We start from the raw sequence: 25,016 nt of genomic DNA, 5'->3' as shown, positions 1-25,016 counted from the left end.
AGCAAAGAAGGGCGAATGATTACTCGCCCCATACAAAATATGAGAAGAGGCAAAAGAAAATTGACAAACGCCCCTACATGCATATTATCTTCAGCTTCGGAATTACCGTCATTTAGCCCCCCTGGAGGAGCGATGCGAACCTTCATCAAGCTGGCCCTCATTTTTGCCGCAGCTTTACCGTGCCTCGCTTCGGCCGCCACCTACCAGTGGCGCGATGACGCCGGGGTGTTGCACTTCACCGACGACTCCGACCGCATCCCGGAGAGGTACTTGAAACGGGTGACGGAAACGGATTCCGGTGCTGTCGGCAAAGGGGCGGCGCCGGCGCCAAAAAAGCAAGAGGCGCCGGCCGCACCGGATGCCTCCGGGAGCGTGGCGAAGACCGTCGCCCAGCCCGCCGAGGCGAAGCGTCGTGTCATGCTCGAGGAGGAGCTGAAACGGCTAAAGGGGGCTCTGCCCCTCAAGAAGGAAGAGCTTTCCCGGCTGCAGCACAAATGGATGGTTTCCAAGGGACGCACGCCGACTGCGAAGGAGATCGCGGAGTTCGAGAAGAAGCGCGCCAAAGGGAAGGTGACCTACGCGGACAACCCGTACGTGAACAAGAGCCCGCTCTCCTCGACGATACCGGCGCGCGTCGCCTACCGGAACAAGCTCGAAGAGGTGCAAAAGGACGAGGCGCGGGTCGCCCAGCTCGAGCAGGAACTGCAGGCGCTGAAGTGAGCCCCCGATCCGGTTGCAGTGGAGGGGGGGACGCAGCGCCGGCGGTCAGTGAGGCACGCATCGCGCGCCACATCCGGAGTCTCGAGGGTGTGAGGCATCCTGCGGCTGCTCCCGCCGCCCTCGCCAAGGCACAGGCCTACATCGAGGAGAACCTGCGCTCGCTCGGGTACCATGTCGGGCTGCACCCCTTCACCGACGGCGGGAAAACCTTCCATAACGTCATAGCGACCCGCACCGGTCGCTCGCTTCCCGGCAAAAGGGTCCTCGTCCTCGCGCACTACGACACGGTGGCGGGCTCTCCCGGGGCCGACGACAACGCAAGCGGTGTCGCCGTCATGCTGGAATTGGCCGCCCTGCTTAGCGATCTCGTCCCTGAAAGGACCCTGCAGTTCGTGGGGGTGAACCTCGAGGAAAACGCGGAGACGGAGCTATCGGGGAGTGGTCTGCGCGGCAGCAAGGCCCTGGCCCGCCATGCACGCGAAGAGGGGTGGGATATCGAGGGGGTGGTGGTTCTGGAGTCGGTGGCCTTCGCCGGCGCGTCCGTGGTGCAAGAGGCCCCTGCCGGGGTACCGGTCGAGGTCCCCGCTGTCGGCGATTTCCTCGCCGTGATCGCCAACGAGCGGTCGTACGCCCTTGCTGCGCGCTTCGTGCAGGTGGCGGGGCGCGCCGCGCTGCCCGTGGTCCCTTTGGTGGTGCCCGGCAACGGCGAGATGCTGCCGGACACGAGAAGATCCGACCACGCACCCTTCTGGGACGCGGGCTTTCCCGCCATCATGCTCACCGACACCACCAATTTCCGCAATCCGCACTACCACGGGGCAGGCGACACCTTCGAGACGCTCAATCTGCCGTTTGCCGCTGCCGTCTGTCGGGCGGTCGTCGCGCTCCTCACCGAACTTGCCGGTTCCCCCGGCCGGTAAGACCCGCACCGACCCGCGCCGTCAGGGTTCCCAGCGGATGCTTCGCATCCAGCTTCAAAAAGGATGTGAAGAGGTCGCTGCGGCGTTTTCCTATCGTCTCAAGCAACTCCTCCCTGCCGGCCCCGTCGGCAACGCGCTCCCGGACTAGTCCTGCGAAAACATCGATATCATGCAGCTCTCCCAGCAGGTCCTGATAGCGCTTGAGGGTCCGCCTGGCTTCCTCCCCCTGGTCCGATAGCAGCGGTGCCACGATTTCCAGACGGTAGCGTAATTTCTTCACCGCGATCCGGAGGCGGTGCTGTGCCGCGGCGTCTTTTCCCTCTAACGCAGCCGGCAGGAGGGCTTCAGCCTGTGTGCCGCGCTCGGCAAACGCCGCGGCGGCAAATGGCGGGAAGGGGTGAAACGGGTCTGCCTGCCGTCTCTTGAAGGGGTTCGGGGGGCCGAACTTGAAATCCTTGCGCAGCAATGCAGCGTCGAAGCGCCTGAGGTCCTTTTCCAGTTGCAACCGGATCCGTCCCCCCTCCGCGATCAGCTCCTCCCGCAGCCGCCTCGCTTCCGGCCGTGCTTCCGTCGGTGCCTGCGACTCCAGCTCGGTGAAGAAGAGGGCGGCCTCGTCGGCGTTGCGCAGTTCACCAAGCAGCCGGGTTAGCCCTCTCACCCGGTGCGAGAGGCGCCGCAACCTGCCGCGTGGGAGGATGGGCGCGAAGAGGGCGAGTCCCTCGCGCAGGCGCCGGGATGCGACACGCAAATCGTGCACGTCTTCCGCGTCGAAGCCGTGTACGGTCTTTTTGAAGAGGCGGAAAAACTCGTCCTGCAGCGCGTCAAGCAGTTTGAGACCGGCAAGCCAGAGACGCGCCAAGTGAAGTTGCCGAGCAGAAATGGGTGTGCTTTTGACAGTCATAGCGATTACCTGGACTGGCAGTAGTATAACACCATCCTCTGATCAGGATAACCGCGCCGGTGACTGCATGCCCAAACGGTGTAGAAGCCTTCCGCGATAGACAGGCAAATAAGAGCGTTGTGAAGCTCTACTGGACCTTGTTGATGGAGATGAGGAAATCCATGACTGCGAGGAGGTTGGTGAGCCTTCTGAAGAGTCTGTGCTTTTCCTGGGTGTCCCCCGTCGATTTAAACCTTGCCAGCAGCAGATGGTACTGTTCATAGGCCAGATCGAAGGCCTTCTTCTTTTTCAAGGTGTCGCTCCCCCCTTCTTGAGATGAAGGTTAAATGTTTATAACAATCAAGGTGGCGGGTGTCAAGGGGGATGCCCGTGCACAGAGGTGTTTTGCAAAAACAGCCGGAGCAAATTGGTAATTTTTAATCGTGTGCTATAGTGGGGCGGTTGTTCACTAAACGTCAGGAGGTTAGCCATGAAAAGAGCTCTTTCCGTCATCGTCGGTGCCCTGGTTGCCGTTTCCTTCGCGGCAACGCTTTGGGCTGCAGACACCACCGGGACGGGTATGGACGGGAATGCGGGACCGGGAACCGGCATGTCTACCGGTGATCAAACCGACCAGGGAACTGCTACGCATCAGACGAAGAAGACCAAGAAGAAGAAAAAGAAGAGGACGAAGAAATCCAGGAAGCAGACCCGGAGAACAACCGGCATGGACAACAAGCCCAACTACGGCAAGCCGGACCTGGGCGGGCCGAGCGGGAACATGGGGACCGGCGGGACCGGGCAGGGGACCGGGACCGACGGTACCACCGGACAGTAAGGCTCTTCGCAGCACAGAGGCCGTCCCGAAAGGACGGCCTTTTTCGTTGAGGGGCGGGAACACGCTAGGCGGAATCACCCGCAGGGGGGGCAATACGCCCACAAAATCTGCCCAGGTGCGTGGAGCGTAACGGGGCATGCACCCTGCGCGCCTTGTGCCCGGCCGGAAACCCGGGTGGCAGTTCTCGGTGTGAGATCTAAAGTCCTGATTTTGAAGGTTAAATCACCGTTCAGGGAAAGGGGGGACGATAATTACAAAAAACGCGACTTCTGGTGCGACAATTGCTAGGAAATGCTCGTAATCATTGTGAGAAGGGCATCAGGCCAGGGAGGAGCGATGGAAAGGGTGATGGGGACGGCGGGGCGAAACGAAGCAGAGATATACGAGCGGGAGAAAAGCGGCGCGCTTTTGACCTGCGTGGGGGTCTTGGCGGCGATCAATCTGGCGGTGCTTATGGTGGTGACGCAGCTCCCGATCACCTCGCCTGAGGTCGAACGTCTGGTGCTCGGTGGGGAAAGCGTGCAGGCGCACATCCTGCGGGATCGCGCCGACGGCAAGCTCCCCTTCCAAAGCTGTGCTGGGGGAGGCTCCGTCAACTGCCACAGAAACGGGAACCTCTCTGGCATCTAAACTGAGTATTTCCCGCCAACCCGCCTTAGACCCACCTGAGACCTTCTCCGGCGACCGCCGAGCCGCCGTTGCCTCCCGATGCCATCGCCGCACCGCCGTTGCCACCTTCGGCGCCTGCTTCCATCCCCTCGACCTCACCTTCCTTGCCTGAGTCGGAAAGCCCGAACTTCTTCATGCGGTAGCGCAGGGTATCCCTGCTGGTCTTCAGGAATTTGGCCGCCTTTGACTGGTTGCCGCCGGACTTCTTGAGCGCCAGCTGGATCAGCATCTTCTCGAGCTCCTCCAGCGAGATGCCGGTGGAGGGGAGCACGATATGCTCTCCGGCGAAGTCGGAACTGATCACGCCGCCTGCCTCGCTTTCCCCTACCGGGAGCCTGCACTGGCGGATCTCCGGGCTTAGGAACTCGGGCGTCAGCACCTTCCCCTGCTCGAGCATCATGAGCCTTTCGATGCAGTTGCGCAGCTCGCGCACGTTGCCCGGCCAGTCGTACCTGGTGAGATACTCGAGCGTCTCCGGCGACGCGTTGGTCACGCTCCTGCCGTATTCCTCGTTCAAGCTCTCGATGAAGTACTGCACGAGCGACTCGATGTCCTCTTTGCGTTCCCGAAGCTTCGGGAGACAGATGTTCATCACGTTCAGTCGGAAGAAGAGGTCGCCGCGGAATTTTCCTTCCTTCACCATCTTCGGGAGATCCTGGTGCGTTGCCGTGATGATCCTTACGTTCGCCTCGACGTCCTCCTGCCCGCCGAGCCTTCTAAAGCGCTTGGTCTCGGTCGCCTTCAGGATCTTGGCCTGCATCGGATACGGCATGTCGCCGATCTCGTCCAGGAACACCGATCCACCCTCGGCGAGCTCGAAAACACCTTTCTGGCGCCGCGAGGCGTCGGTGTAGGCACCTTTCTCGTGTCCGAAGAGCTCGTTTTCCAGGAGGTTTTCCGGGATCGAGGCGCAGTTGACCTCGATGAAGGGGGCGTCCGCGCGGGCGCTGTGGTAGTGGATCGCCTTTGCCACCAGCTCCTTACCCGTGCCGCTCTCCCCGGTGATGAGCACCGTCTTGGCATCGGCGTCGGCGCAGATCTTGATCATCTTGAAGACCTCGATCATCTTGGGGCTGTTGCCGACCATCTTCTCCTGGTCCGATTTGCGGCGCAGTTCGTTTCTGAAGTAGTCCACTTCCTTCTTGAGGCGCCGCTTCTCAAAGGCGCGCTCCACGACATGCTTTACCGCTTCCAGGTTGAAGGGCTTGCCGAAGTAGTCCTCGGCGCCATCCTGCAGCGCCTGTACCGCCGAATCCGCATTGGCGTAGGCGGTGATCATGATGACGTAGAGATCCTCGTTGGCGGCCTTGAAGCGCTTCAGCAGCTCAAGGCCATTTACGTCGGGAAGGCAGATGTCCAGCATGACCAGGTCAGGCTTGAAGGTCTCGAATTTCTGGAGCGCTTCGCTGCCCGATGCCGCCGTGTCGACCTCGTAGCCGTCTTTTTTCAGGCTCGCCGCGAGCGACCATGAGATCAGCTTTTCGTCGTCAACAACCAGGATTTTGTTTTTGCTCATGTTGAACGTTCCTTCCTCAACCTGCAACGGGTGGGTGATGCTCGGCGGCGCTGGTAGCGGCCCAAGTATGGGAAAAGACAGCGGGCGTCTACGCCCTTGGCCCAGCGAAAAGCTGGCCCATACTACCATTCATGTTAAAATTTGTGTATAGGTTTTTTGATATAAATACTGCGCTCGCCACCTATCATGTCAGCCGCTGGGGCATATCGCCAACCCGGCTTGGGGCAAATGCCCCGTTTGGTGCGCCATCTGACCCGCTTGCAGTGCGGGTTGGGGGCTTTCACTTTTAATTTTGTCCCGTTGTGTTACAATTTCTTGCCCGTTGCGCTATTTCACGCAGTTTGTGCGGGTTTTCCAGTAGCCCGGCGCGCGAAAGCCCGTGCCGGCCTGGAGACCGCACTTATAACTGCGTGTGAAAAGGTAACGGTTTTCGGCACCTTTAGCGCTCTGACGCGTGCCGGCGGAGGAGCGGCGGACCTTCATTTAGCCCATTGCGGCAACCTCTTTCCTCATTGTACAGCACGATACGTGCCGACTTACCTCGCCCCGGCGCCCGGTGCCGCACTCATCTCCGCCCCCTCGAGATCTCCGGTGCGGCGAACACCGCCTGAGCGGATGGCAAGTTATGTGCATATGTCGTGCATGCATCGAAAATGAGCGAGGTGGTTCTTATGAAAGTTATACGGATATTTTGCTGGCTCTTCCTGTCGGTTTTGTTTGGGGCTGTTTACTGCCACGGCTTCGACGGCACCGACTTCAAAGGGATCAAGAAACTGGCGGAAAAGGGAGACGCCGAGGCGCAGATGAAGGTCGGGGTGATGCTTTCCGCCGGGGTGGGCGTAGAGCAGGACCTGCTCGAGGGGCTCAAGTGGTACCAGAAATCTGCGGACCAGGGGTACCCTGAGGGGGAGTGGAACCTCGCCTTCGTTTATATCCGCGGTGAAATAGTCCCGCAGGACTTCAAAAAGGCCTTCGGGCTTATGCAGAAGGCGGCTGACGCGGGGCTTGCCGACGCGCAGTACGACCTGGGCATGATGTACCTGCAGGGGCTCGCCCTGCCTGCCCCGGACCAGGGGAAAGCCGAGGTGTGGTTTCGGAGGGCGTCGACCCAGGGGCACCGGGACGCCAAAAGGGTTTTGAAGGAACTTGCCGCGGTTTCGACCGCAGAGCAGCAAAAACAGTAGGAAGCCAGGGTCTCATTTCATTCAATCTGTTCCAGGAGCAGCAGATGTCCAGTATTCTCGAAGCACAAGACACCGAGCGCGCCGCAGCCGCGGCCTGCTTCGACTTCTCCCACATAGCCGGCGAACTCGAAGAGAGCCGCAGGCGCTTGAGCGCCGTCTTCGAAACGGTGCAGGTCGGCATCGTCATCATCGACGCGGAGACCCACACCATCGTCGACGCGAATCCCAAGGCGGTGGAACTGATCGGCATCGACAGGGAAAACATGGTCGGTGCCGTCTGTCACTGCTTCATCTGCCCCGAGAAGGTCGGCTCCTGCCCGATCACCGACCAGGGGCTGCGCATCGACAACGCCGAGCGGCGGCTTCTAAGGGGCAACGGCGAGACCATCACCATCGTGAAAACGGTGGCAAGGGTGAAACTGCACGGGCGGGACCACCTGGTCGAGAGCTTTCTCGACATCTCCGACCGTAAAAAGGCCGAAGAGGAGTTGAGGGAGAGCGAGGAGCGCTACCGCGACATCCTGGACAACGCCAACGACCTCATCCAGAGCGTGGACGCCACCGGTAAGTTCATCTACGTGAACAGCGCCTGGAAACGCACCCTGGGCTACAGCGACGAAGAGCTCGCCTCGATGAACATCTTCGACGTGATCAAGCCGTGCTGCCAGAGCCACTGCGCTAACATGTTCGACCAGCTGAAAACCGGTCAGAAGATACCCCGGGTGGAGGTGGAGTTCCTCGCCAAGGATGGTCGCAGCATCATCCTGGAGGGGAGCATCAACTGCAACACGGAAAAGGGGCAGGCGATCAGCACGCGCGGCATCTTCCGTGACATCACCGAGCGCAAGCTGATGGAAGCGGAACTGATGCAGAGCGAGGATCGCTACCGGAAACTCTTCGAGAACGCGCCGGAAGCGATCGTGGTGCAAAGCGAGGGGCGCTACTTGTGCGCCAACAAGGAGGCGTCCAACCTCTTTGGTCTGGAAAGCCCCGAGGAACTGGCCGGCAAGTCGATCTTTACCTTCGTTCACCCCGACTTCCACGGCATGGTACTCGAGCGCATCCAGCAGATCAAGGAGACCGGCGAGGCCTGCCCGCTGCGCGAGTCGAGGATCGTGCGCAAGGACGGCGCGATTATCGACGTCGAGGCGACCGCGACCGGGATCATGTTCCAGGGGCAGGAGGCGATCCAGGTGATGCTGCGCGACATCACCGAACGAAAGCAGGTAGAGACCCAGCGCAGGGAGCTGAACGCCCGGCTGGAGAAGATGGTCGAGGAGAAGACCCGGCACCTGAAGGAGGCCCAGGCCAAGCTGATCCAGTCGGAGAAGATGACCACGTTGGGCGAGGTGATCGCGGGAGCCGCGCACGAGCTTAATAACCCGCTGGCCGGGATCCTCGGGGCGATCCAGATGCTGCGCAGCAACGCACTCGCTCACCCCATCGACAGCGAACTCATGGAAGGGATCGACGTGCTCGAGAGCATCGAGAGCGCCGCCGTTCGCTGCCAAAAGATAGTCGAGGACCTGGTCCGCTTCACCACGCAGGTGCGCTGCAACTTCAGCGAAATGGACATCAACCAGGTGCTCAAGGACACCCTCGAAATCATGGACGGTCCCTTCAAGGAGCAGAAGATCGAGGTGAAGCTGCATCTCGACCCGGCCGTCCCCCCCATCGAGGGGGACTTCGTGAAGCTTCTGGAGGTCTACGTCAACCTGCTGCAAAACGCGAAGAGCGCGCTTCCAAACGGCGGCAGGATCGATATAAGCACAAGGCTTGTGACCAAGTACGGGGAGCAGCCCCAACTGGCCGTTGTGATCAAGGACAACGGCTGCGGCATCCCGCCGCAGAGCATGGGGAAGATCTTCGATCCCTTCTTCACCACGAAGCCCGCAGGGAAGGGGCCGGGGCTCGGCCTCACCGTGAGTTACGGCATCATCAAGCGCCACGGGGGGGACATCGACGTCCAGTCGACGGTCGGCAAGGGGACCGAAGTCACGGTGACCGTGCCGATGCGGCAGCAAATGCGGTCGTCCCAGATCATCGGCTAAGCCCCGCACGGGGATTTCCCGAGGACAACCTGTAAGATGAGCTTAATTTCATTTGACTTTTCCCTCTCCATCTGGTTAATAGTCTGACTCGATGGCAAGGCAAGCCGGCTACCTGGAGCGATCTCCGGGGCGGGTTCGAGCCGATCGCAAGCGCGCTATGCGGACAGCCGAAAAACTGGATAAACGATAATACTAAACCATCCGCGAGGATGGGGCGGAAAGCCTATAGGGTCTCACCGAGACAGCCGGGTTGCCGAAATATCTAAGCTAAGATATCGGCAACCCGTTTTTTTTCGCCCGCTTTTAATGATCCCTCCCCAACCACCCCGGCGCCGAACTTGCGGACCGGAGGCGTTTTTTCCCTCCTTTACACACATCACATTTTTCGTGTCGGGGCGCTTGCCACGGCAGGAGCTTTCCCATGCATGATGCGGCCAACGCCGAAATGACCTGTTTTCCCCCGGCCCGCGAGCAGCACGGTACCGGTTCACCCCAGGACCAGGAGCGGCTTACGATGCTGAAGGAAGCGATCGACTCGCTCCCGATTGGGCTCGGGATCACCATCAGCGACACCGACGGCAGGATCGTCTACACGAACAACGTGGATGCGGAGATGCACGGGTACGCACCGGGAGAACTGGTCGGGAAGGAGGCGCGCATTTTCGCGCCGCGCCGCGACGACGTTGTGCCGCGCATCAGCCCTGGCAGCTTCTGCCTCTGGACCCGGGAGTGTATGAACGTGCGCAAGGACGGCGTGGAATTCCCGGTGCAGCTCACCTCGCGTGCCATTAAGGACCAAAGCGGGCGCTGCCTTGGTGTCGTCACCGCCTGCGAGGACCTCACCGCCCGGAAGCTGTGCGAGCAGCAGTTGGAAACCCTTGCCTACTACGACCCCGTCACCCGGCTCCCGAACCGGTCGCTGCTCATGGACCGCCTGCACCAGGCGCTCGCCCTGGCCGAACGGGAGAACAGGGAGCTTGCCCTGCTCTTTCTCGACCTCGATAACTTCAAGGACCTGAACAGCTCGAAAGGGCACGAAAACGGCGACCGGTTTCTCCAGGAAGTGGCCGCACGTCTGGCCGGCTCCCTCGGCGAGTCGAACACGCTGGCCCGGCTAGGGGGCGACGAATTCGTCATCGTGATCAACTCCGGACCGGACGAGGTCGGTGTCGCGGCGATGGCCGCCAGGCTGCAGGATCTCTTCACGGCACCCTTCGTCATCGACGGCGAGGAGCTCTACGGCAGCACGAGCATCGGCATCGCCCTTTACCCGGACGACGCGGTCGACGTCGAAAGCCTGTTGCGCTGCGCCGATGCCGCCCTTTACCAGGCCAAAAGCGAGGGGAAGGGGATGTTCCATTTCTTCTCCCAGGAGATGAACGAGCGTAACATGCGCCGTGCGGCCCTTGAAAACGGCATGCGCCAGGGGCTCGGACGGGGAGAGTTCTACCTGCACTTCCAGCCCCAGTGGGACCTGAAGAGCTTCCGCCTGACGGGGGCCGAGGCGCTTTTGCGCTGGCAGAGTCCCGAATTCGGCCTGGTCGGGCCGGACGAGTTCATCCCGATCGCCGAAACGAGCGGCCTCATCTTCGAGCTGGGGGAGCTGGTGCTGCATGAGGCCTGCCTCCATGCGGCGCGCTGGTGCCGTATCTGTCCGCAGATGAAGATCGCGGTCAACATCTCCGGCCGGCAGTTCCGCCAGCCGGATTTCCTGCAGACCGTGGAGCGCCACATCGAGGCGACCGGGGTTCCCCCCAACTCGCTGGAGCTCGAGTTGACCGAGAGCGTCATCATGGAGCGCGCCGAGAGAAACATCGACACCCTGCGGGCCCTGAAGAAGATGGGGGTGCGCCTGAGCATCGACGACTTCGGCACCGGCTACTCATCGCTTAGCTACCTGAAGCACTTCCCCATCGACGCCATCAAGATCGACCGTTCCTTCATCGCCGAGCTCACAAGCGACAGCGACGACGCCGCCATCGCGGTCGCCATCATCTCGATGGCGCGCAGCCTCAAACTCAAGGTGGTGGCCGAAGGGGTGGAGACGAGTGAGCAGCTCCACTTCCTGGCCGGCAGGAAGTGCGACGAGGCGCAGGGTTTCTACTTCGCCACACCGATGCCTGCGGGAGAGTTCGAAAACTACATAAGGGAGTTCTGCGGGCGCAGCGAGATCGTTCGTTCCCCTGCGTCACACTGACATCCCAATCCAGAGGAGGTACATCCATGTCCCTTAAGAGAAAAGCGCTCTTTGTGCTCATGCAGGTCGTTGCCTTGCCGCTTATGGTCCCCGAGATCCACGCATCCAACGTAGGGGTCGACGTCAATATCCACCTTGGGAATGAACCCCGTCCCGTGGTAGTGGCACCCCCGCCAGCACCCCGCCCTGTGGTGGTCGCTCCGGCGCCTCCTGCTCCTTATTACGATGACGTCGAGGAGGACGTGGATTTTGTCTACCCGGAGCGTCTTGGCTTCTACGTCGCGGTCGGCGTACCGTACGACCTCTTCTACCTGAACAACGTCTACTTCGTGTTCCGCGACGGGCGCTGGTACCGCTCTCCGGACAACAGGGGGGGATGGTATCCGGTGCGCTACCGTGAACTGCCGCCGTCCTTGCGTCGTTACCGCATCGAGCGCATCCGCGAGTACCGTGCCCGCGAGTACGACGTGTACCGGCATGACCGCGAGCATTACCGCGGGCGGCACCGCAGCGACAAGGGGTACTGGAAGGCGGTGCGTCACGACGCGAAGGAACAGCGCAAGGAGGCGAAACGCTTCGAAAAGGAGCAGCGCAAGGAGGATAAGCGCTTCGAGAAGGAGCAGCGCAGGGAGGAGAAGCGTTTCGATAAGGAACAGCGTAGGGAGGACCGGGAATTTGACCGCGACCACCACGGGCGGTAGCGTGAACCGCTGCGGCTGGGCGGGGAGCGATCCCCTTTACTGTGCCTACCATGACCTCGAATGGGGAGTGCCGGTGCACGACGACCGCCTCCTCTTCGAGTTCCTCACACTGGAGGGGGCCCAGGCCGGACTTTCCTGGATCACCATCCTTAGAAAGCGCGAGGCGTACCGGCGCGCCTTCGCGGGGTTCGACCCCGAGGCCGTGGCGCGCTTTGGTGCGGCCGACGAGGAGCGTCTTCTGGCGGACGCCGGGATCGTGCGCAACCGGCTGAAGATCTCCTCCACGCTCGGCAACGCCCGCGCGTATCTCGCGGTGCAGGAGGAGTTCGGGAGCTTCGATGTGTACCTTTGGCGCTTCGTGGACGGCACTCCCGTGCAAAACGCCTGGCGTACTTTGGGCGAGGTGCCCGCGACGAGCGAGGTTTCGGACCGGTTGAGCCGCGACCTGAAAAGGCGCGGTTTTCGCTTCGTCGGGAGCACCATCTGCTACGCCTTGATGCAGGCGGTAGGCATGGTCAACGACCACACCGTCGACTGCTTCCGGTGGCAGGAGCTGGGTCCAAGCTGATCGGCAGGGCATATTTCCTCAAAGTAGAGCCAGCTGTAAAACCTTCCTTATCATTTGCACCCTCGCCCGATTTCGGGTAATTATGAAGGGTCGTTCCTCAAGCTTTTCACTTCCGCCATCTACGTCACGAGCCCTTCCGGATGTCCGCCCAGCGGCGGACTCCGGCGGGCTCCATGAGGAGAACCCATGTTTCGTCGCACCAAGATAGTAGCCACCGTAGGCCCCGCCAGCGACTCGAAGGAGATGCTGGACACCCTGATCCACGCAGGGGTCGACGTTTTCCGCCTGAACTTCTCCCACGGCGATTACGCAACGAAGGTCCAGGTCATCGAAAACATCCGCGCCCTCTCCAAGGACCGCGAGCACGCCGTCGCCATCCTGGGGGACCTCCAGGGACCGAAGATCCGCACCGGCCTCATGGCGGGTGCGGGCATGCCACTTGACGCCGGAAGCGAGGTCGTGGTCACCACGAGAGAGGTGCTCGGCGAGGGGAACCTGATCCCGACCATCTACCGCGGGCTGCCGCACGACGTGAAGCCCGGGGATCGCATCCTTTTGGACGACGGCCTCATGGAACTCAAGGTGCTCGGCGTGGAAGGGGATGACGTCCGCTGCCTGGTGGTCACCGGCGGTCTCTTGAAGGACCGCAAGGGGATCAACCTCCCCGGCGCCAAGGTCTCGGCCCCGGCGCTCACCGAGAAGGACCGCGAGGACCTGCAGTTCTGCATGGAACAGCGGCTGGACTACGTAGCGCTCTCCTTCGTGCGCCAGGAGTCGGACGTTTTGCAGCTGCGCGAGATCATCGACGAGGCGGGCTCCCCTTTGCGCATCATCGCGAAGATCGAAAAGCCCGAGGCGGTACTCAACTTCGCCGCCATCCTGCGCGCCTCCGACGGCGTCATGGTGGCCCGCGGCGACCTGGGCGTCGAGTTGAACCCGGAGAAGGTGCCCCTCATCCAAAAGCGCATCATCCGCAGCTGCAACGAGGCGGGAAAACCGGTGATCACGGCGACCCAGATGCTAGAGAGCATGGTCAACAACCCGCGTCCGACCCGTGCCGAGACCTCGGACGTCGCCAACGCGATCCTCGATGGCACCGACGCCATCATGCTCTCCGCCGAGACCGCGTCCGGGAAATACCCGGTGGAGGCGGTCTCCATGATGGTCCAGGTGGCGCGCGACATCGAGAACGACCCGCAGCTCATGGCGCAGTGCTGCAAGGGGCCGGACGGCAAAAACGGCCTCCCCAACATCTCTGAGGTGATCGGCATGGCCGCCTGCCGTGCGGCGGAAAGCGTGAAGGCCGCCGCCATCCTCGCCTTCACCCAGACGGGCAGCACGGCGGCGCTGGTCTCGAAGTACCGTCCCGCCCAGCCCATCATCGCGGTGACCCCGTCCCAGGAGGTGCGCCGCCGTCTCGCCCTGTACGCCGGGGTGCATGCCCTGAGGGTCGACATAGAGGGGGACACGGAATCGCAGATCCTCTCGGTCGAGGCCGCCGTACTCGATACCGGTTGGCTGAAAAAGGGTGAGCTCGTAGTCATAACCATGGGGAGTCCACTCTCAAGCCCAGGCACAACCAATCTGATGAAGGTGCACCGTCTGCATGAGCCCGGGGTAGATCCCAAGCGCTGAGTCTGTTGGGAGGGCATCGGCGCTGAACCGCGGCAAAGCCCCTTCTTTATTTGATTTAGCCTTGCACTGGGGAGGGGGCGGTGCTATAAATACTCGCGATCGCTCGCTTGAGCGTCTGCGTTGCGCCTGTGACGGAAGGTTTAGTCTTGCCGTCGCGGCGTATCGAGGGTTTAGTCCAGTGGCTAGACCCTCTTTCATTATCTTATACATGGAGGTTGCTCTGTGAGTGTCATTCTCGTTACCGGCGGAGCCGGTTACATAGGAAGCCACGTTGTGCGTCAGCTCTCTGAAGCCGGGCACGAGGTGGTGGTCTATGACAACCTCTCCACCGGTTCGGCGGACGCCCTTGTTAACGGCGAACGCCTGATCGTTGGGGACCTGGCGGACCAGGCGAAGATCTGTGAGGTGATCAAGGAGACCGGCTGCAAATCTGTCCTTCATTTTGCCGCTGCCATCATCGCCCCAGAGTCGGTGCATCTGCCGCTTAAGTACTATTCCAACAATACGCGCAACACCTTGAACCTCCTACAGGCTTGCGTCGAGCATGGGGTGGAGCGCTTCATCTTCTCCAGTACCGCTGCGGTCTACGGCATGCCCGAGGGGGGGAGCGCCTCGGAGACGAGCGCCACCGCACCCATAAACCCCTACGGCACCTCCAAGCTCATGAGCGAATGGATGTTGCGCGATGCGGCCTTTGCGCACGGCTTCTCCTACGTGGCGCTCCGGTACTTTAACGTCGCCGGGGCCGATCCGAGGGCGCGCATGGGGCAGCGCACCCCGGAGGCGACCCACCTCATCAAGGTGGCCTGCCAGGCGGGGCTTGGCGCGCGCGACGGCGTCTCCATCTTCGGCACCGACTACGCGACCCCTGATGGCACCGGCATCCGCGATTACATCCACATCGAGGATCTCGCCTCGGCGCACCTGGCCGCGCTCTCTTACCTGGAGAAGGGGGGTACCTCGGACGTGATCAACGTGGGATACGGCGCGGGAAGCAGCGTGCGCGAGGTGATCAGGGTGGTCAAGGAGGTGAGCGGTGTCGACTTTAAGGTCACCGAGGCGCCGCGCCGCCCGGGCGACCCGGACAGCCTGGTCGCCGTAGCGGACAAGATCCGCAACGTACTCGGATGGACCCCCAAGTACGACGACCTGCACACCATCGTGGCGGACGCCTGGCGCTGGGAAAAGAAACTGTTCGAGTCCCGCCGATAAGACGAGGCGCGATAAAGGGAGATGGCATGATAAAGAGCATGACCGGATACGGCAAGGGGGAGGCGGCCCACGAGGCGGGGCGCTTCATCGTGGAGGTGCGCTGCGTGAACCACCGCTACGGCGAGGTGACCGTAAAGCTCCCCCGGGCGCTGATGCAGTTCGAAAACGAGATCAAGAAGCGGGTGGGCGAGAGGCTCGTGCGCGGCAAGATCGACGTCTTCATCCAGGTCGAAAACGCCGTGGCCCTTGGGGTTCCCACCCCGAACCTGCCGCTTGCGCGGGGGTATCTGAAGGCGTACCAGACCATCGGCGAGGCACTGGGTCTTTCCGGTCAGGTTGACCTCGCCCTCGTGGCGGCCCAGCGCGACGTGGTCACCGTCGCAGCCGAGGCCGAGGCGACCCTCGAGGAGATCCCGCAGGAGCTGATAGCGGCGGTGGACGACGCGCTGCGCCGGGTGGACGATATGCGCCTTTTCGAGGGGGAATCGCTTTTCGGCGACTTCAAGAAGCGCCGCGAGAACCTGGACCGGCTGATCGGGCAGGTGGGGGAGCGTGCCCCGCTCGTGGTAGCGGAGTACGCTCAGCGCCTGAAGGAGAGGATCGCGCAGCTTTTGGGCGAGGGGAGCCTCCCCGAGGAGCGCATCGCGCAGGAGGTTGCCGTCATGGCCGACAAGTGCGACGTCACCGAGGAGCTCGTGCGCCTTGGCAGCCACATGCGCCAGTTCGACGAGACCCTCGCGCAGAGCGAGCCGGTGGGTAGAAAGCTCGACTTCCTGCTCCAGGAGATCAACCGCGAGGTGAACACGATCGGCTCGAAGGCGAACGACGCCCAGATGGCCGCGTGCGTGGTGGAGTTGAAGGCGGAGCTCGAGAAGATCCGTGAACAGGTGCAAAACATAGAGTAAGGCAGACTTTACAGGTGCGTGGGTCCGCCGTCACGGTTTGTAGCGGATCCCGACATCGAGAACGGGTGAAACGATGAAACGTGAAGGCGTGCTGTACGTGATTTCTGCTCCTTCGGGGGCGGGTAAGACCTCGCTCTGCAAGGAAATAATTGACATATTCCCCAACTTGCGGCATTCTGTCAGCTACACGACGCGCCCTCCCCGAAACGGCGAGGTGCACGGGCGTGATTATTTTTTTGTGGGCAAGGAAGAGTTCGACCGAATGGTGCAGGAGGGGGAGTTTGCCGAGTGGGCCGAGGTCCACGGCAATTTCTACGGCACGTCGCTCGCCACCCTCAAAGAATCCCGCTCAGAGGGGATCGACCTGATCCTCGACATCGACTGCCAGGGTGCGCGGCAGCTCAAGGGGCGTTTCGAAAGCGGGGTCTACATCTTCATACTCCCGCCCAGCATCGAGGAGCTCAGGCGCCGCCTGGACAACCGCTCCTCCGACTCTCCGGAAGTCATCGAGCGCCGTATAAACAACGCCGCCGGTGAGATCAAGGAAGCGCGCTGGTACGACTACATCATCGTCAACGACAAGTTCACCGAGGCCCTGGAACAGCTTAAAAGCGTGCTGGTAGCCGAACAGTGCCGCACCACCCGTCTTCTGCAGGGACTTTCCAGGCTCTTCTCGATCTAGAAGCTACGTAAAATCACAAAGGGGATTTCATTTATGGCAAGGGTTACCGTAGAAGATTGCCTTGAGAAGGTGGACAACCGCTTCCTCCTGGTCATGCTCGCCTCCAAGAGGGTGAAGCAGCTTTTCAAGGGCGCGAAGCCGCTCATCGACAACAGGGGCGCCAACAAGAACGTGGTCGTCTCCCTGAGGGAAATCGCCGCCGGCAAGATCGGCTGTGAGATCGGCAAGAAGGGTCGTTAGTAGATCGGAGGGGGAGTCGCGTGAAGCGGTCCCCCTTTTTTGAACCTGCAGGGGCTATCGGCTCACGGGGAATGTGGCCCCGGGCTGTTAGCCCCTTCTTTTTCAGTTAAAACGGACGCGATGATACGACTGAACGACATACTCGAGAAGGTATCCGCCTATAACCCGGGCGCGAACCTGGACCTTTTGCGCAAGGCCTACGTCTTCTGCGCCAAGGTGCACCAGGGGCAGACGCGCCTCTCCGGTGAGCCGTACCTGATCCACCCGATGGAGGTGGCGGGGATCCTGGCCGACCTGAGGCTGGACCTTGCCGCCGTGGTGACCGGCCTTCTGCACGACACCGTCGAGGACACCCTGACCACGCACGAGGAGCTGGAATCGCTCTTCGGCGAGGAGGTGGCGCGCCTCGTCGACGGTGTGACGAAGATCGGCAAGATCCACTTCAAGACCAAGGAAGAGAGCCAGGCGGAGAACTTCCGCAAGATGCTCCTCGCCATGGCGAACGACATCCGGGTCATCCTGGTCAAGCTCGCCGACCGCCTGCACAACATGCGCACCCTGCAGTACCAGCCCGAAGCGAAGCAGCGCACCATCGCGCGCGAGACGCTGGACATCTACGCCCCGATCGCGAACCGACTCGGCATCTCCTGGGTGAAAGGGGAGCTCGAGGATCTCTCCTTCCGCTACCTGGAGCCGCAGCTCTACTACGACCTCGCCTCCAAGGTCGCCAAGAAGAAGCAGGAACGCGAGTCCTACGTCTCCACGGTGAAGGAGATCATCAAGAAGCAGCTCGAGGAGCACGGCATCAAAGGTGACGTCTCCGGGCGCTCCAAGCACCTCTACTCCATCTACCGCAAGATGCAGAGCCGAAACGTCGACATCGACGAGATCTACGACCTGATCGCGATCCGCGTCTCGGTGGACGACATCCGCGAGTGCTATGAGGTGCTCGGCATCATCCATTCCACCTGGAAACCGATCCCCGGCCGCTTCAAGGACTACATCGCGATGCCCAAGGGGAACATGTACCAGTCGCTGCACACGACGGTGATCGGCCCCTACGGCGAGCGGATGGAGGTGCAGATCCGCACCACCGACATGCACCGGGTCGCCGAGAGCGGCATCGCGGCGCACTGGAAGTACAAGGAAGGGAAGGGGTACGACGAGAAGGAGGTCCGTCACTTCACCTGGATCCGGCAGCTACTTGAGTGGCAGCAGGAACTCGCCGATTCCAAGGAGTTCATGGACACGGTGAAGGTCGAGCTCTTCCCGGAGGACGTCTTCATTTTCACGCCTAAGGGTGACGTGAAGGGGTTCCCGAAGGGGTCGACGCCGATCGACTTCGCATACTCGGTGCACACCGACGTGGGGCATCGCTGCGTCGGCGCCAAGGTGAACGGCAAGCTCGTGCCGCTAAAGTACGAACTGAAGACCGGCGACATCGTCGAGGTGATCACCTCCCCACACCACACCCCGAGCAAGGACTGGCTGAAGATCGTCAAGAGCTCGAGGGCGCGCAACAAGATCCGGGCGTGGGTGAAGACCGAGGAGCGCTTAAGGAGCATCACGCTCGGGCGCGAGATCTGTGAGAAGGACTTCCGCCGCTACTCCCTGAACCTCGGCAAGCTGCAAAAAAACGGCGAGCTAAAGAAGGTCGCCCAGGAGTTCGGCTTCCAGACCGAGGACGACCTGATGGCCTCGGTCGGCTACGGCAAGCTCTCCGCGAACCAGCTGCTCGGCAAACTCCTCCCCGCCGACAAGATCGAGGCGGCCAAGGAGCAGAAGGAAACCCGCATCGGCAAGGTGATCGGTGCCTTGAAGGGGAAATCCTCCTCCGCCATCCAGATCAACGGCGTCGAGGACGTCCTGGTGCGTTTCGGCAAGTGCTGCAACCCGCTTCCCGGCGACGAGATCACCGGCTTCATCACCCGTGGGCGCGGCGTAACCGTGCACACCGCGGACTGCCCCTTCGCCATGGCGCTCGAGCCCGAGCGGCGCATCGAGGTCGCGTGGAACAAGGGCAAGAAGAGCGCGCTGCCGGTGAAGATCCGCGTTGTGTGCAACGACGAGAAGGGGATCCTCGCCAACATCGCGACCGCAATCACCAACTGTGAGGCGAACATCTCGAGCGCCTCGATCCAGAGCACCCTCGACAAGCGCGGGGAAAACCTCTTCGAGGTCGACGTGACCGACCTCGATCACCTGAAAAAGGTGTTCGCCGCCATCATGAAGGTGAAAGGGGTCATCAAGGTGGAGCGGCTTAAGAGTTAACAGTAAAAGAAATAGTGAAGGAGGAAGGCATGAAAGAAATAATCAGCACGGAAAATGCGCCCAAGGCGATCGGGCCTTACTCCCAGGGTGTGAAGGCGGGGGGCTTTCTCTTTCTCTCCGGCGCGATCGCGCTCGACCCGGCGACCGGCGAGGTCGTGCAGGGTGGCATCGTGGCCGAGACCGAGCAGGTGATGAAGAACATCGGGGCACTTTTGTCGGCCGCTGGGCTCGGTTTTCAGGACGTCGTGAAGACCACCATCTACCTGGCCAGCATGGCGGACTTTGCCACGGTGAACGGCATCTACGGCGGCTATTTCCAGGAAGCAGCGCCGGCCCGCAGCACCGTGGAGGTGAAGGGGCTGCCGCGTGGCGTCCTGGTAGAGATCGAAGTCACCGCGCTTTGCCACTAACGGGATGCGGACAAAAATAAAGCCGCTGGCGCATGATGCGCCGCGGCTTTAGGGACTGTGCGGAAGATCTTCTAGAGAGCCTTGGTGACGTGACCGGAGCGGATGCAGCGGGTGCAGACCTTGATGCTCCTGACGGTACCGTTTTTCACGGCCTTGATCTTCTGCAGGTTCGGGCGCCAAATTTTGCTGGTCTTGTTGTTGGCGTGGCTAACGTTGTTCCCGAAGCTAGGGCCTTTACCGCAAATCTCGCATATTCTGGACATTCTTTGTACCCTCCGGTGATTACTGAAGTCGTAACTATTAACAGAATCGCGCCGCTGATGCAAGCAAAAAGTTGGCGGCTTGTCGTTTTTTCGGGTGCTAAATCATGGCTTTATTGAAGGGGATAGTCTCCCTACTCGTGCTGATACTGATCGTTTTGAGTGTGCTGTTCGTGGACTTCGTGTACAAGACCTTCTCCCTTGCGCCGCGTGATGTGAAGGCGGACGCCATAGTGGTCCTGACCGGCGGGCGCGGCCGCGTCGAGGAAGGGGTGCGGCTGTACCGGGCGGGGCAGGGGAAGAAGCTCTTTCTGATCGGCGTCGACCCGTCGGTCAAGAAGCGGGAGCTGTACAAGGGGGAAGGGGCCGGGAACGTCTACCTGGAGCAGTCCTCGCGCAACACCCTGGAGAACGCCATCTACGCGCGCGACCTCATCATGAAGTACGAGGTGAAGTCGATAAAGCTGATCACCTCGCGCTACCACATGAAGCGCTCCACGATCCTTTTTCGGAACGCGCTTCCAAAGGACGTCGCGATCTACCCGCACCCGGTCGACTCCAGCAACTTAAAAGAAGAGTGGTGGAGCCACTCCGGGAGTTTTAAGCTCCTCTTCTCCGAGTTCTACAAGTACTGCATCCTCCGTTTCTTCTTCATGTTCGCTCCGGGAGAGTTGCGACCCATTTTAGGCAACACCTAGAGACACTCACGCAAAGCCGCAAAGAAAAACCAAGCTGAAAAAACAAACAGGGATGAAGGGGATACAGAGGATAAAACCAAAGACTGGTTTTTGTTTATCCCCTTTATCCCATTCATCCCTGTTAAACGTTTTGCCTTGTTTTCTTGTGTCTTTGCGGCTTTGCGTCTTTGCGTGAGCCAGGTTTACTCCGCCTTTTCCTCGATCCTCGGGAAGAGCGCCTCTGCCTTGGCGATGGCGGTGCCGGGTTTCAGCCTGCCCCAGGCAAGCCCCTCGGCGGTCGCCTCGTCGGAGCCGACGAGGCAGGAAAGCCCCTTCTGCGCCGTCTTCGGCATGAACGCGGAGAGAAGCGTGTACACGATCCTCTGGCTCTCGAGCATGTAGTACATGACCGTGGAGAGACGCTCGCGCTTTTCCGGGTCCTTTGCGAGGGTCCACGGGGCGGTCTCGTCGATGTATTTGTTGCCGGCGGAGATCACTTCCCAGATCGCCTGCAGGGCGCGGCTGAAGGCGAGCTCGTCGATGAAGCCGTCCACCTGCCCGATCATCGCCACGGTCTTCTCGCGGTACGCCTTGTCCAGCTCGCTCTCCTCGCCCGGGGTCTGCAAAACGCCGCCGAAATACTTGCCGAGCATCGCGGTGGAGCGGTTCAAGAGGTTCCCGAGGTCGTTGGCTAGGTCGGAGTTGATGCGGTGGATGAGCGCCTGGTGCGAGAAGTCGCCGTCGAGACCGAAGGGGACCTCGCGCAGCAGGAAGTAGCGCACCGCGTCCACGCCGTACTTGTCGATCAGCATGTTCGGCTCGACCACGTTCTGCAGGCTCTTGCTCATCTTCTGCCCCTCGACGGTCCACCAGCCGTGGGCGAAGACCTTACTCGGGATCGGGAGGCCGGCGGCCATCAGGAAGGTGGGCCAGTAGACGGTGTGGAACCTCAGGATGTCCTTGCCGATCAGGTGCACGTCGCAGGGCCAGTACTTCTCGAAGTCGCCCCCTTCCTCGGGGTAGCCGAGTGCGGTGATGTAGTTCGTGAGCGCGTCGAACCAGACGTAGACCACGTGCTTGTCGTTGCCTGGGACCGGGATGCCCCACTGGAAGGTGGTGCGGGAGACCGAGAGGTCGCGAAGCCCCTCCTTCACGAAGGAGATGATCTCGTTTCTGCGGCTCTTGGGCTGGATGAAATCCGGGTTCGCCTCGATGTGGGCGAGCAGCTGGTCCTGGTACTTGCTCATCCTGAAGAAGTAGGACTCCTCCTTCAGCTTTTCGGTGGGACGGTTGCAGTCCGGGCACTTGTAGTCGATGAGCTGGGTCTCGGTCCAGAAGGTCTCGCACGGGGTGCAGTACCAGTCCTCGTACTCGCCGAGGTAGATGTCGCCTTTCTCCATGACCCGCTCGAAGAGGACGGACACCCCTTTCTTGTGGCGCTCCTGCGTCGTGCGGATGAAGTCGGTGTTGGATATCTCCAGCTTCTCCCACAGCGACTGGAAGCGCTTCATGACGCGGTCGGCGAGCTCGAGCGGAGTCTCGCCCGCGGCGTTGGCGGCTTTCTCGACCTTCTGGCCGTGCTCGTCGGTGCCGGTCAGAAAGAAGACGTCAAACCCCTTGAGCCGCTTGTAGCGCGCCAGCACGTCCGCGGCCAAGGTGGTGTAAGCGTGCCCTATGTGCGGGACGTCATTTACGTAGTAGATGGGGGTGGTGACGTAAAAAGCCGGTTTCATTGTGGTTTCTCCTTTTTTCTTTCCTTGACGTCGACGGGCCGATTGCGGCGCTGCTTGCCGGGCCCCTGGGCCTTGCCCTTGTCGCCCCCCTGCTGCTCACCTTTTTGCTGCGGCGGTTTCTTCACGCGGTCGCTCACGTTCTCCGGCGCGATCTCCTCCCCCTTGAGGGTGACCAGCGAGTCGTCCGTGGTCTTAAGCGTTACCGTCTGGTCCAGTACGTTGACCTTCACCACCTCGCCGTCGACGCAGCCGCACTGCACGCGCTTGCCGCACTTCGGGAGCCCCTTTCTCAGGTTGCAGTAGGTCTCGAACTCGTAGGAGAGGCAGCACAAGAGCCTGCCGCACTGCCCTGAGATCTTGCTCGGGTTGAGGGCCAGGTTCTGCTCTTTTGCCATCTTCACCGATACCGGTTCGAACTCCCTGAGGTACGAGGAACAGCAGAGCTCGCGGCCGCAGATGCCGATGCCGCCAACCATCTTCGATTCGTCCCTGACGCCGATCTGGCGCATCTCGATTCTCGTGTGGAAGGCGTGGGCCAGGTCCTTCACCAGTTCGCGGAAGTCGACGCGGCCGTCGGCGGTGAAGTAGAAGATCGCCTTGGAGCCGTCGAAGAGGTACTCGACCCGGACGAGCTTCATGTCCATGCCGCGTTCCTTGATGCGGGAGAGGCAGAACTTGTGCGCCTCCTTCTCCTTCGCCGTGTTGGCGGCGAGGGTCGCGAGGTCGGCGAGGTCGGCCAGGCGCTGTAACGGCTTGATCCCCTCCGGGACGAGCGAGTCCTCCACGTCGATGGGGCCGGCGACGACCTGGCCTATGCTTTTACCACGTTCGGTCTCCACGATGACGCGGTCACCCGGCTTGACGGTGGTCTTGCCGGCGCTGAAGTCGTAGAGCTTTCCAGCGGTGGTGAATTGAATCCTTACGATCTGTGCCAAAAATGCCTCCAAAGAGAAAACAGGTCTGATCAACCTGTGGTTTGTGCCGGTACTGCAGGGAAGCGCGAGGCGGCTTTACCGCTCCGCCAGGCGCATGAAGAAGACCTCGAGGGCGAGCCTCGCGTTCACGTTGCGAACGAGCATCCGGCGCGTGGCGACCAGTTGCTCGATCAGGTCAATGATGCGCTGCTGCGGGCTGCGCTCCGCCTCACGGGCCACCAGGTGCGCGAGGTCCGAATTGGCAAGCGCCTCCGGGGTGGAGCGGTAGATGAGCACGTCGCGCAGAAAGGAGAGGAGCAGCTCGAGAAAACCCGGGAGCCCCTCCTTGTCGGCGGCGAACTCCTCAGCCGCGGCGAAAAGCGCGTTCACGTCTTTCAAGTTCAGCGCAAGCACCCGCTCCAGGAAGTTCACCCGTCCCTCTAGCACGCCGTCGGTAGCGACTTCCACCGCACGCTTCAGGCTGCCGCCGGAAAGGGAGGCGGCGACGCGGGCGGCCTCGGCCGGGAATTGCTCGCGCAAAAGCCGCGCCTCGACCATCTCGGCCGGCAACGGCTGGAAGTCGAGCGTCTGGCAGCGGGAGAGTATCGTCTGCAGGACCGCGGAGCGCTCGGCGGTGATGAGGATCATCAGCGCGTTGCCCGGCGGCTCCTCCAGGGTCTTCAAAAGGGCGTTCCCCGAAGAGAGGTTCAGCTTCTCGGCCCCGTCGATGATGCACGCCTTCTTGGGCGCTTCGAAGGGGCGGTAGGCGAGTTCCTTTTGCAGCTCGCGGATCTGGTCGATCTTTATGAAGGCGCCGTCCGGCTCAAGGGTATGGAGGTCCGGGTGCTGGCCGTTTGCGATCTTCCTGCAGGAGGGGCAGACGCCGCAGGCGTCCTCCTTGCCGCAGAAGACGGCCTGCACCATGGCAAGGGCCGTCTTTTTCTTGCCGCATCCCTCGATGCCGGAGAAGAGGTAGGCGTGCGCCACCCGATCCAGCGCGATGGAGCGCTTCAGCACCGAGATGGCCCGGTCCTGCCCTATGATCTCGGAAAAGGGCATCGGCTACGCCCCGAGCGCCGCTTGGGCTGCCGCGGGAAGGCGCTTGGCCAGCGCGGCCAGCATCCGTTTCTCGGTGGCGGCCACGTCGCCGGAGCCGTCCACGATCACGAAACGCTCGGGCTGCGCGGCGGCCAAGGCGAGGTACCCCGCGCGCACCCGCTCGTGGAAACGCACCGATTCCAGCTCGAAGCGCTCCTCGCGCGCGCCGGTGGTGGCCTCGATGCGGGAGAGCGCGCGGGCAAGCCCGATCTCCACCGGGCAGTCGATGAGCACGGTGAGCGCCGGCTGAACGCCGGCCGTCGCGAGACCGTTCAACTGCCCGATCACGGCGAGGTCGAGCTCACGCCCATGCCCCTGGTAGGCGAGCGTCGCGTCGGTGAAGCGGTCGCAAAGGACCGTCTCGCCGCGCTTAAGCGCCGGGGCGATCACCTCTTGAACGTGCTGTGCACGCGCCGCCGCGTAAAGAAGGAGTTCGGCAAGCGGGGTGATGGCGCTGTTCTTGGCATCGAGCAGGATGGCGCGCATCTGGTCCGCGATCGGACAGCCGCCCGGTTCGCGCGTCGCGACCACCTTCTCTCCCGCAGCCTGGAGACGCTCCTTCAGGAGCCTCAGTTGGGTCGTTTTACCGCACCCTTCAACGCCTTCAAATGTAATGAAAAAGCCCATGTCACCGGTCTCATGATCTCTTATAAAATCACTGAATTATATGGGAGGGGTGATCATTATGCAAGATTTAAATGCCCTTCCCGAGCCGCTTTGCGCCGCTTCCTGCCG

General features: G+C 61.6%; 25 protein-coding genes and 1 riboswitch. Of the genes, 17 read left to right on the top strand and 8 right to left on the bottom strand.

Going from position 1 to position 25,016, the window contains the following annotated elements; translation table 11 throughout:
* Positions 1-132: 132 nt before the first annotated feature.
* Positions 133-720, top strand: a complete 588-nt coding sequence (locus E8K79_RS09880) for a DUF4124 domain-containing protein (RefSeq protein WP_136514605.1) — start codon at positions 133-135, stop codon at positions 718-720.
* An 89-nt stretch (positions 721-809) separates the two neighbouring features.
* Positions 810-1,640, top strand: a complete 831-nt coding sequence (locus tag E8K79_RS09875; RefSeq protein ID WP_246043787.1) for a M28 family peptidase — start codon at positions 810-812, stop codon at positions 1,638-1,640.
* Here the strand turns inward: E8K79_RS09875 and E8K79_RS09870 are convergent.
* Together E8K79_RS09870 and E8K79_RS21255 are read right to left on the bottom strand one after the other, a co-directional pair.
* Positions 1,609-2,541, bottom strand: a complete 933-nt coding sequence (locus E8K79_RS09870) for a CHAD domain-containing protein (protein WP_136514603.1) — start codon at positions 2,539-2,541, stop codon at positions 1,609-1,611. The two genes, E8K79_RS09875 and E8K79_RS09870, sit on opposite strands and share 32 nt — an antisense overlap.
* Positions 2,542-2,668: 127 nt before the next feature.
* Positions 2,669-2,833: a hypothetical protein gene (locus E8K79_RS21255; RefSeq protein WP_198419436.1), complete on the bottom strand. Its 165-nt coding sequence runs from the start codon at positions 2,831-2,833 to the stop codon at positions 2,669-2,671.
* A gap of 177 nt (positions 2,834-3,010) precedes the next feature.
* Between E8K79_RS21255 and E8K79_RS09865 the strand changes: the two genes are divergently transcribed.
* Positions 3,011-3,358 (top strand): hypothetical protein, encoded by a 348-nt coding sequence (locus E8K79_RS09865; protein WP_136514602.1) that lies wholly within the window; start codon positions 3,011-3,013, stop codon positions 3,356-3,358.
* Between the two features lie 336 nt (positions 3,359-3,694).
* Complete coding sequence (locus E8K79_RS09860; RefSeq protein WP_136514601.1) at positions 3,695-3,988, top strand: hypothetical protein; 294 nt, start codon at positions 3,695-3,697, stop codon at positions 3,986-3,988.
* Positions 3,989-4,013: 25 nt separating this feature from the next.
* Here E8K79_RS09860 and E8K79_RS09855 read toward each other — a convergent pair whose 3' ends face one another.
* Complete coding sequence (locus E8K79_RS09855) at positions 4,014-5,543, bottom strand: sigma-54-dependent transcriptional regulator (RefSeq protein ID WP_136514600.1); 1,530 nt, start codon at positions 5,541-5,543, stop codon at positions 4,014-4,016.
* A gap of 671 nt (positions 5,544-6,214) precedes the next feature.
* Here E8K79_RS09855 and E8K79_RS09850 point away from each other — a divergent pair.
* The 12 genes from E8K79_RS09850 (at position 6,215) to E8K79_RS09795 (ending at position 19,599) form a co-directional block, all read left to right on the top strand.
* Complete coding sequence (locus tag E8K79_RS09850; RefSeq protein ID WP_136514599.1) at positions 6,215-6,727, top strand: tetratricopeptide repeat protein; 513 nt, start codon at positions 6,215-6,217, stop codon at positions 6,725-6,727.
* A gap of 44 nt (positions 6,728-6,771) precedes the next feature.
* Positions 6,772-8,778, top strand: a complete 2,007-nt coding sequence (locus tag E8K79_RS09845; protein WP_136514598.1) for a PAS domain-containing protein — start codon at positions 6,772-6,774, stop codon at positions 8,776-8,778.
* A gap of 181 nt (positions 8,779-8,959) precedes the next feature.
* Positions 8,960-9,036, top strand: a riboswitch (cyclic di-GMP riboswitch).
* Between the two features lie 163 nt (positions 9,037-9,199).
* Entirely contained in the window at positions 9,200-10,975 is a 1,776-nt protein-coding gene (locus E8K79_RS09840) for a putative bifunctional diguanylate cyclase/phosphodiesterase (protein ID WP_136514597.1), read from the top strand.
* Positions 10,976-11,001: 26 nt separating this feature from the next.
* Complete coding sequence (locus E8K79_RS09835) at positions 11,002-11,676, top strand: hypothetical protein (protein ID WP_136514596.1); 675 nt, start codon at positions 11,002-11,004, stop codon at positions 11,674-11,676.
* Positions 11,651-12,244, top strand: coding sequence for a DNA-3-methyladenine glycosylase I (locus E8K79_RS09830; protein WP_136514595.1), 594 nt, complete (start codon positions 11,651-11,653; stop codon positions 12,242-12,244). Before E8K79_RS09835 ends, E8K79_RS09830 begins: the two co-directional genes overlap by 26 nt.
* Positions 12,245-12,430: 186 nt before the next feature.
* Positions 12,431-13,879: a pyruvate kinase gene (gene pyk, locus E8K79_RS09825; protein WP_136514594.1), complete on the top strand. Its 1,449-nt coding sequence runs from the start codon at positions 12,431-12,433 to the stop codon at positions 13,877-13,879.
* Between the two features lie 222 nt (positions 13,880-14,101).
* Positions 14,102-15,091, top strand: a complete 990-nt coding sequence (galE, locus tag E8K79_RS09820) for a UDP-glucose 4-epimerase GalE (protein ID WP_136514593.1) — start codon at positions 14,102-14,104, stop codon at positions 15,089-15,091.
* A gap of 26 nt (positions 15,092-15,117) precedes the next feature.
* Positions 15,118-15,996 carry a YicC/YloC family endoribonuclease gene (locus E8K79_RS09815; RefSeq protein ID WP_136514592.1) on the top strand — a complete coding sequence of 293 codons (879 nt, stop codon included), beginning with the start codon at positions 15,118-15,120 and terminating at the stop codon, positions 15,994-15,996.
* A gap of 73 nt (positions 15,997-16,069) precedes the next feature.
* The gene (gene gmk / locus E8K79_RS09810; protein WP_135870660.1) at positions 16,070-16,678 is read left to right on the top strand and encodes a guanylate kinase; all 609 of its coding nucleotides are present in this window, start codon (positions 16,070-16,072) and stop codon (positions 16,676-16,678) included.
* A 33-nt stretch (positions 16,679-16,711) separates the two neighbouring features.
* Positions 16,712-16,918, top strand: a complete 207-nt coding sequence (rpoZ, locus tag E8K79_RS09805; RefSeq protein ID WP_085813544.1) for a DNA-directed RNA polymerase subunit omega — start codon at positions 16,712-16,714, stop codon at positions 16,916-16,918.
* A 120-nt stretch (positions 16,919-17,038) separates the two neighbouring features.
* Positions 17,039-19,189, top strand: coding sequence for a RelA/SpoT family protein (locus tag E8K79_RS09800; RefSeq protein ID WP_136514591.1), 2,151 nt, complete (start codon positions 17,039-17,041; stop codon positions 19,187-19,189).
* 29 nt (positions 19,190-19,218) lie between these two features.
* Positions 19,219-19,599 (top strand): RidA family protein, encoded by a 381-nt coding sequence (locus tag E8K79_RS09795; protein WP_136514590.1) that lies wholly within the window; start codon positions 19,219-19,221, stop codon positions 19,597-19,599.
* Between the two features lie 71 nt (positions 19,600-19,670).
* On the opposite strand, the gene rpmB is transcribed toward E8K79_RS09795, so the two are convergent.
* Positions 19,671-19,862, bottom strand: a complete 192-nt coding sequence (gene rpmB, locus E8K79_RS09790; RefSeq protein WP_012531640.1) for a 50S ribosomal protein L28 — start codon at positions 19,860-19,862, stop codon at positions 19,671-19,673.
* A 104-nt stretch (positions 19,863-19,966) separates the two neighbouring features.
* Here rpmB and E8K79_RS09785 point away from each other — a divergent pair, with 104 nt between their 5' ends.
* Positions 19,967-20,557 carry a YdcF family protein gene (locus tag E8K79_RS09785; RefSeq protein WP_136514589.1) on the top strand — a complete coding sequence of 197 codons (591 nt, stop codon included), beginning with the start codon at positions 19,967-19,969 and terminating at the stop codon, positions 20,555-20,557.
* Between the two features lie 182 nt (positions 20,558-20,739).
* Here the strand turns inward: E8K79_RS09785 and metG are convergent, their stop codons facing one another.
* The 4 genes from metG to tmk form a co-directional block, all read right to left on the bottom strand.
* Positions 20,740-22,269, bottom strand: a complete 1,530-nt coding sequence (gene metG / locus E8K79_RS09780; protein ID WP_136514588.1) for a methionine--tRNA ligase — start codon at positions 22,267-22,269, stop codon at positions 20,740-20,742.
* Positions 22,266-23,204, bottom strand: a complete 939-nt coding sequence (locus E8K79_RS09775; protein WP_136514587.1) for a PSP1 domain-containing protein — start codon at positions 23,202-23,204, stop codon at positions 22,266-22,268. Before E8K79_RS09775 ends, metG begins: the two co-directional genes overlap by 4 nt.
* A gap of 75 nt (positions 23,205-23,279) precedes the next feature.
* Positions 23,280-24,242 carry a DNA polymerase III subunit delta' gene (gene holB, locus E8K79_RS09770; RefSeq protein WP_136514586.1) on the bottom strand — a complete coding sequence of 321 codons (963 nt, stop codon included), beginning with the start codon at positions 24,240-24,242 and terminating at the stop codon, positions 23,280-23,282.
* Between the two features lie 3 nt (positions 24,243-24,245).
* Positions 24,246-24,908 carry a dTMP kinase gene (tmk, locus tag E8K79_RS09765; RefSeq protein ID WP_136514585.1) on the bottom strand — a complete coding sequence of 221 codons (663 nt, stop codon included), beginning with the start codon at positions 24,906-24,908 and terminating at the stop codon, positions 24,246-24,248.
* Between the last annotated feature and the right edge of the window lie 108 nt (positions 24,909-25,016).

The organism is Geomonas edaphica, assembly GCF_004917075.1.
Classification (GTDB): domain Bacteria; phylum Desulfobacterota; class Desulfuromonadia; order Geobacterales; family Geobacteraceae; genus Geomonas; species Geomonas edaphica.
Note: the sequence above shows the minus strand (reverse complement) of the source record. Positions and strands in the feature narration are given on the sequence as shown.

Coding starts and splice junctions, on each gene's coding strand:
- E8K79_RS09880 (WP_136514605.1), top strand. CDS start 133: ATGCGAACCTTCATCAAGCTGGCCCTCATTTTTGCCGCAGCTTTACCG.
- E8K79_RS09870 (WP_136514603.1), bottom strand. CDS start 2,541: ATGACTGTCAAAAGCACACCCATTTCTGCTCGGCAACTTCACTTGGCG.
- E8K79_RS09865 (WP_136514602.1), top strand. CDS start 3,011: ATGAAAAGAGCTCTTTCCGTCATCGTCGGTGCCCTGGTTGCCGTTTCC.
- E8K79_RS09860 (WP_136514601.1), top strand. CDS start 3,695: ATGGAAAGGGTGATGGGGACGGCGGGGCGAAACGAAGCAGAGATATAC.
- E8K79_RS09855 (WP_136514600.1), bottom strand. CDS start 5,543: ATGAGCAAAAACAAAATCCTGGTTGTTGACGACGAAAAGCTGATCTCA.
- E8K79_RS09850 (WP_136514599.1), top strand. CDS start 6,215: ATGAAAGTTATACGGATATTTTGCTGGCTCTTCCTGTCGGTTTTGTTT.
- E8K79_RS09845 (WP_136514598.1), top strand. CDS start 6,772: ATGTCCAGTATTCTCGAAGCACAAGACACCGAGCGCGCCGCAGCCGCG.
- E8K79_RS09840 (WP_136514597.1), top strand. CDS start 9,200: ATGCATGATGCGGCCAACGCCGAAATGACCTGTTTTCCCCCGGCCCGC.
- E8K79_RS09835 (WP_136514596.1), top strand. CDS start 11,002: ATGTCCCTTAAGAGAAAAGCGCTCTTTGTGCTCATGCAGGTCGTTGCC.
- pyk (WP_136514594.1), top strand. CDS start 12,431: ATGTTTCGTCGCACCAAGATAGTAGCCACCGTAGGCCCCGCCAGCGAC.
- E8K79_RS09815 (WP_136514592.1), top strand. CDS start 15,118: ATGATAAAGAGCATGACCGGATACGGCAAGGGGGAGGCGGCCCACGAG.
- gmk (WP_135870660.1), top strand. CDS start 16,070: ATGAAACGTGAAGGCGTGCTGTACGTGATTTCTGCTCCTTCGGGGGCG.
- rpoZ (WP_085813544.1), top strand. CDS start 16,712: ATGGCAAGGGTTACCGTAGAAGATTGCCTTGAGAAGGTGGACAACCGC.
- E8K79_RS09800 (WP_136514591.1), top strand. CDS start 17,039: ATGATACGACTGAACGACATACTCGAGAAGGTATCCGCCTATAACCCG.
- E8K79_RS09795 (WP_136514590.1), top strand. CDS start 19,219: ATGAAAGAAATAATCAGCACGGAAAATGCGCCCAAGGCGATCGGGCCT.
- rpmB (WP_012531640.1), bottom strand. CDS start 19,862: ATGTCCAGAATATGCGAGATTTGCGGTAAAGGCCCTAGCTTCGGGAAC.
- E8K79_RS09785 (WP_136514589.1), top strand. CDS start 19,967: ATGGCTTTATTGAAGGGGATAGTCTCCCTACTCGTGCTGATACTGATC.
- metG (WP_136514588.1), bottom strand. CDS start 22,269: ATGAAACCGGCTTTTTACGTCACCACCCCCATCTACTACGTAAATGAC.
- holB (WP_136514586.1), bottom strand. CDS start 24,242: ATGCCCTTTTCCGAGATCATAGGGCAGGACCGGGCCATCTCGGTGCTG.
- tmk (WP_136514585.1), bottom strand. CDS start 24,908: ATGGGCTTTTTCATTACATTTGAAGGCGTTGAAGGGTGCGGTAAAACG.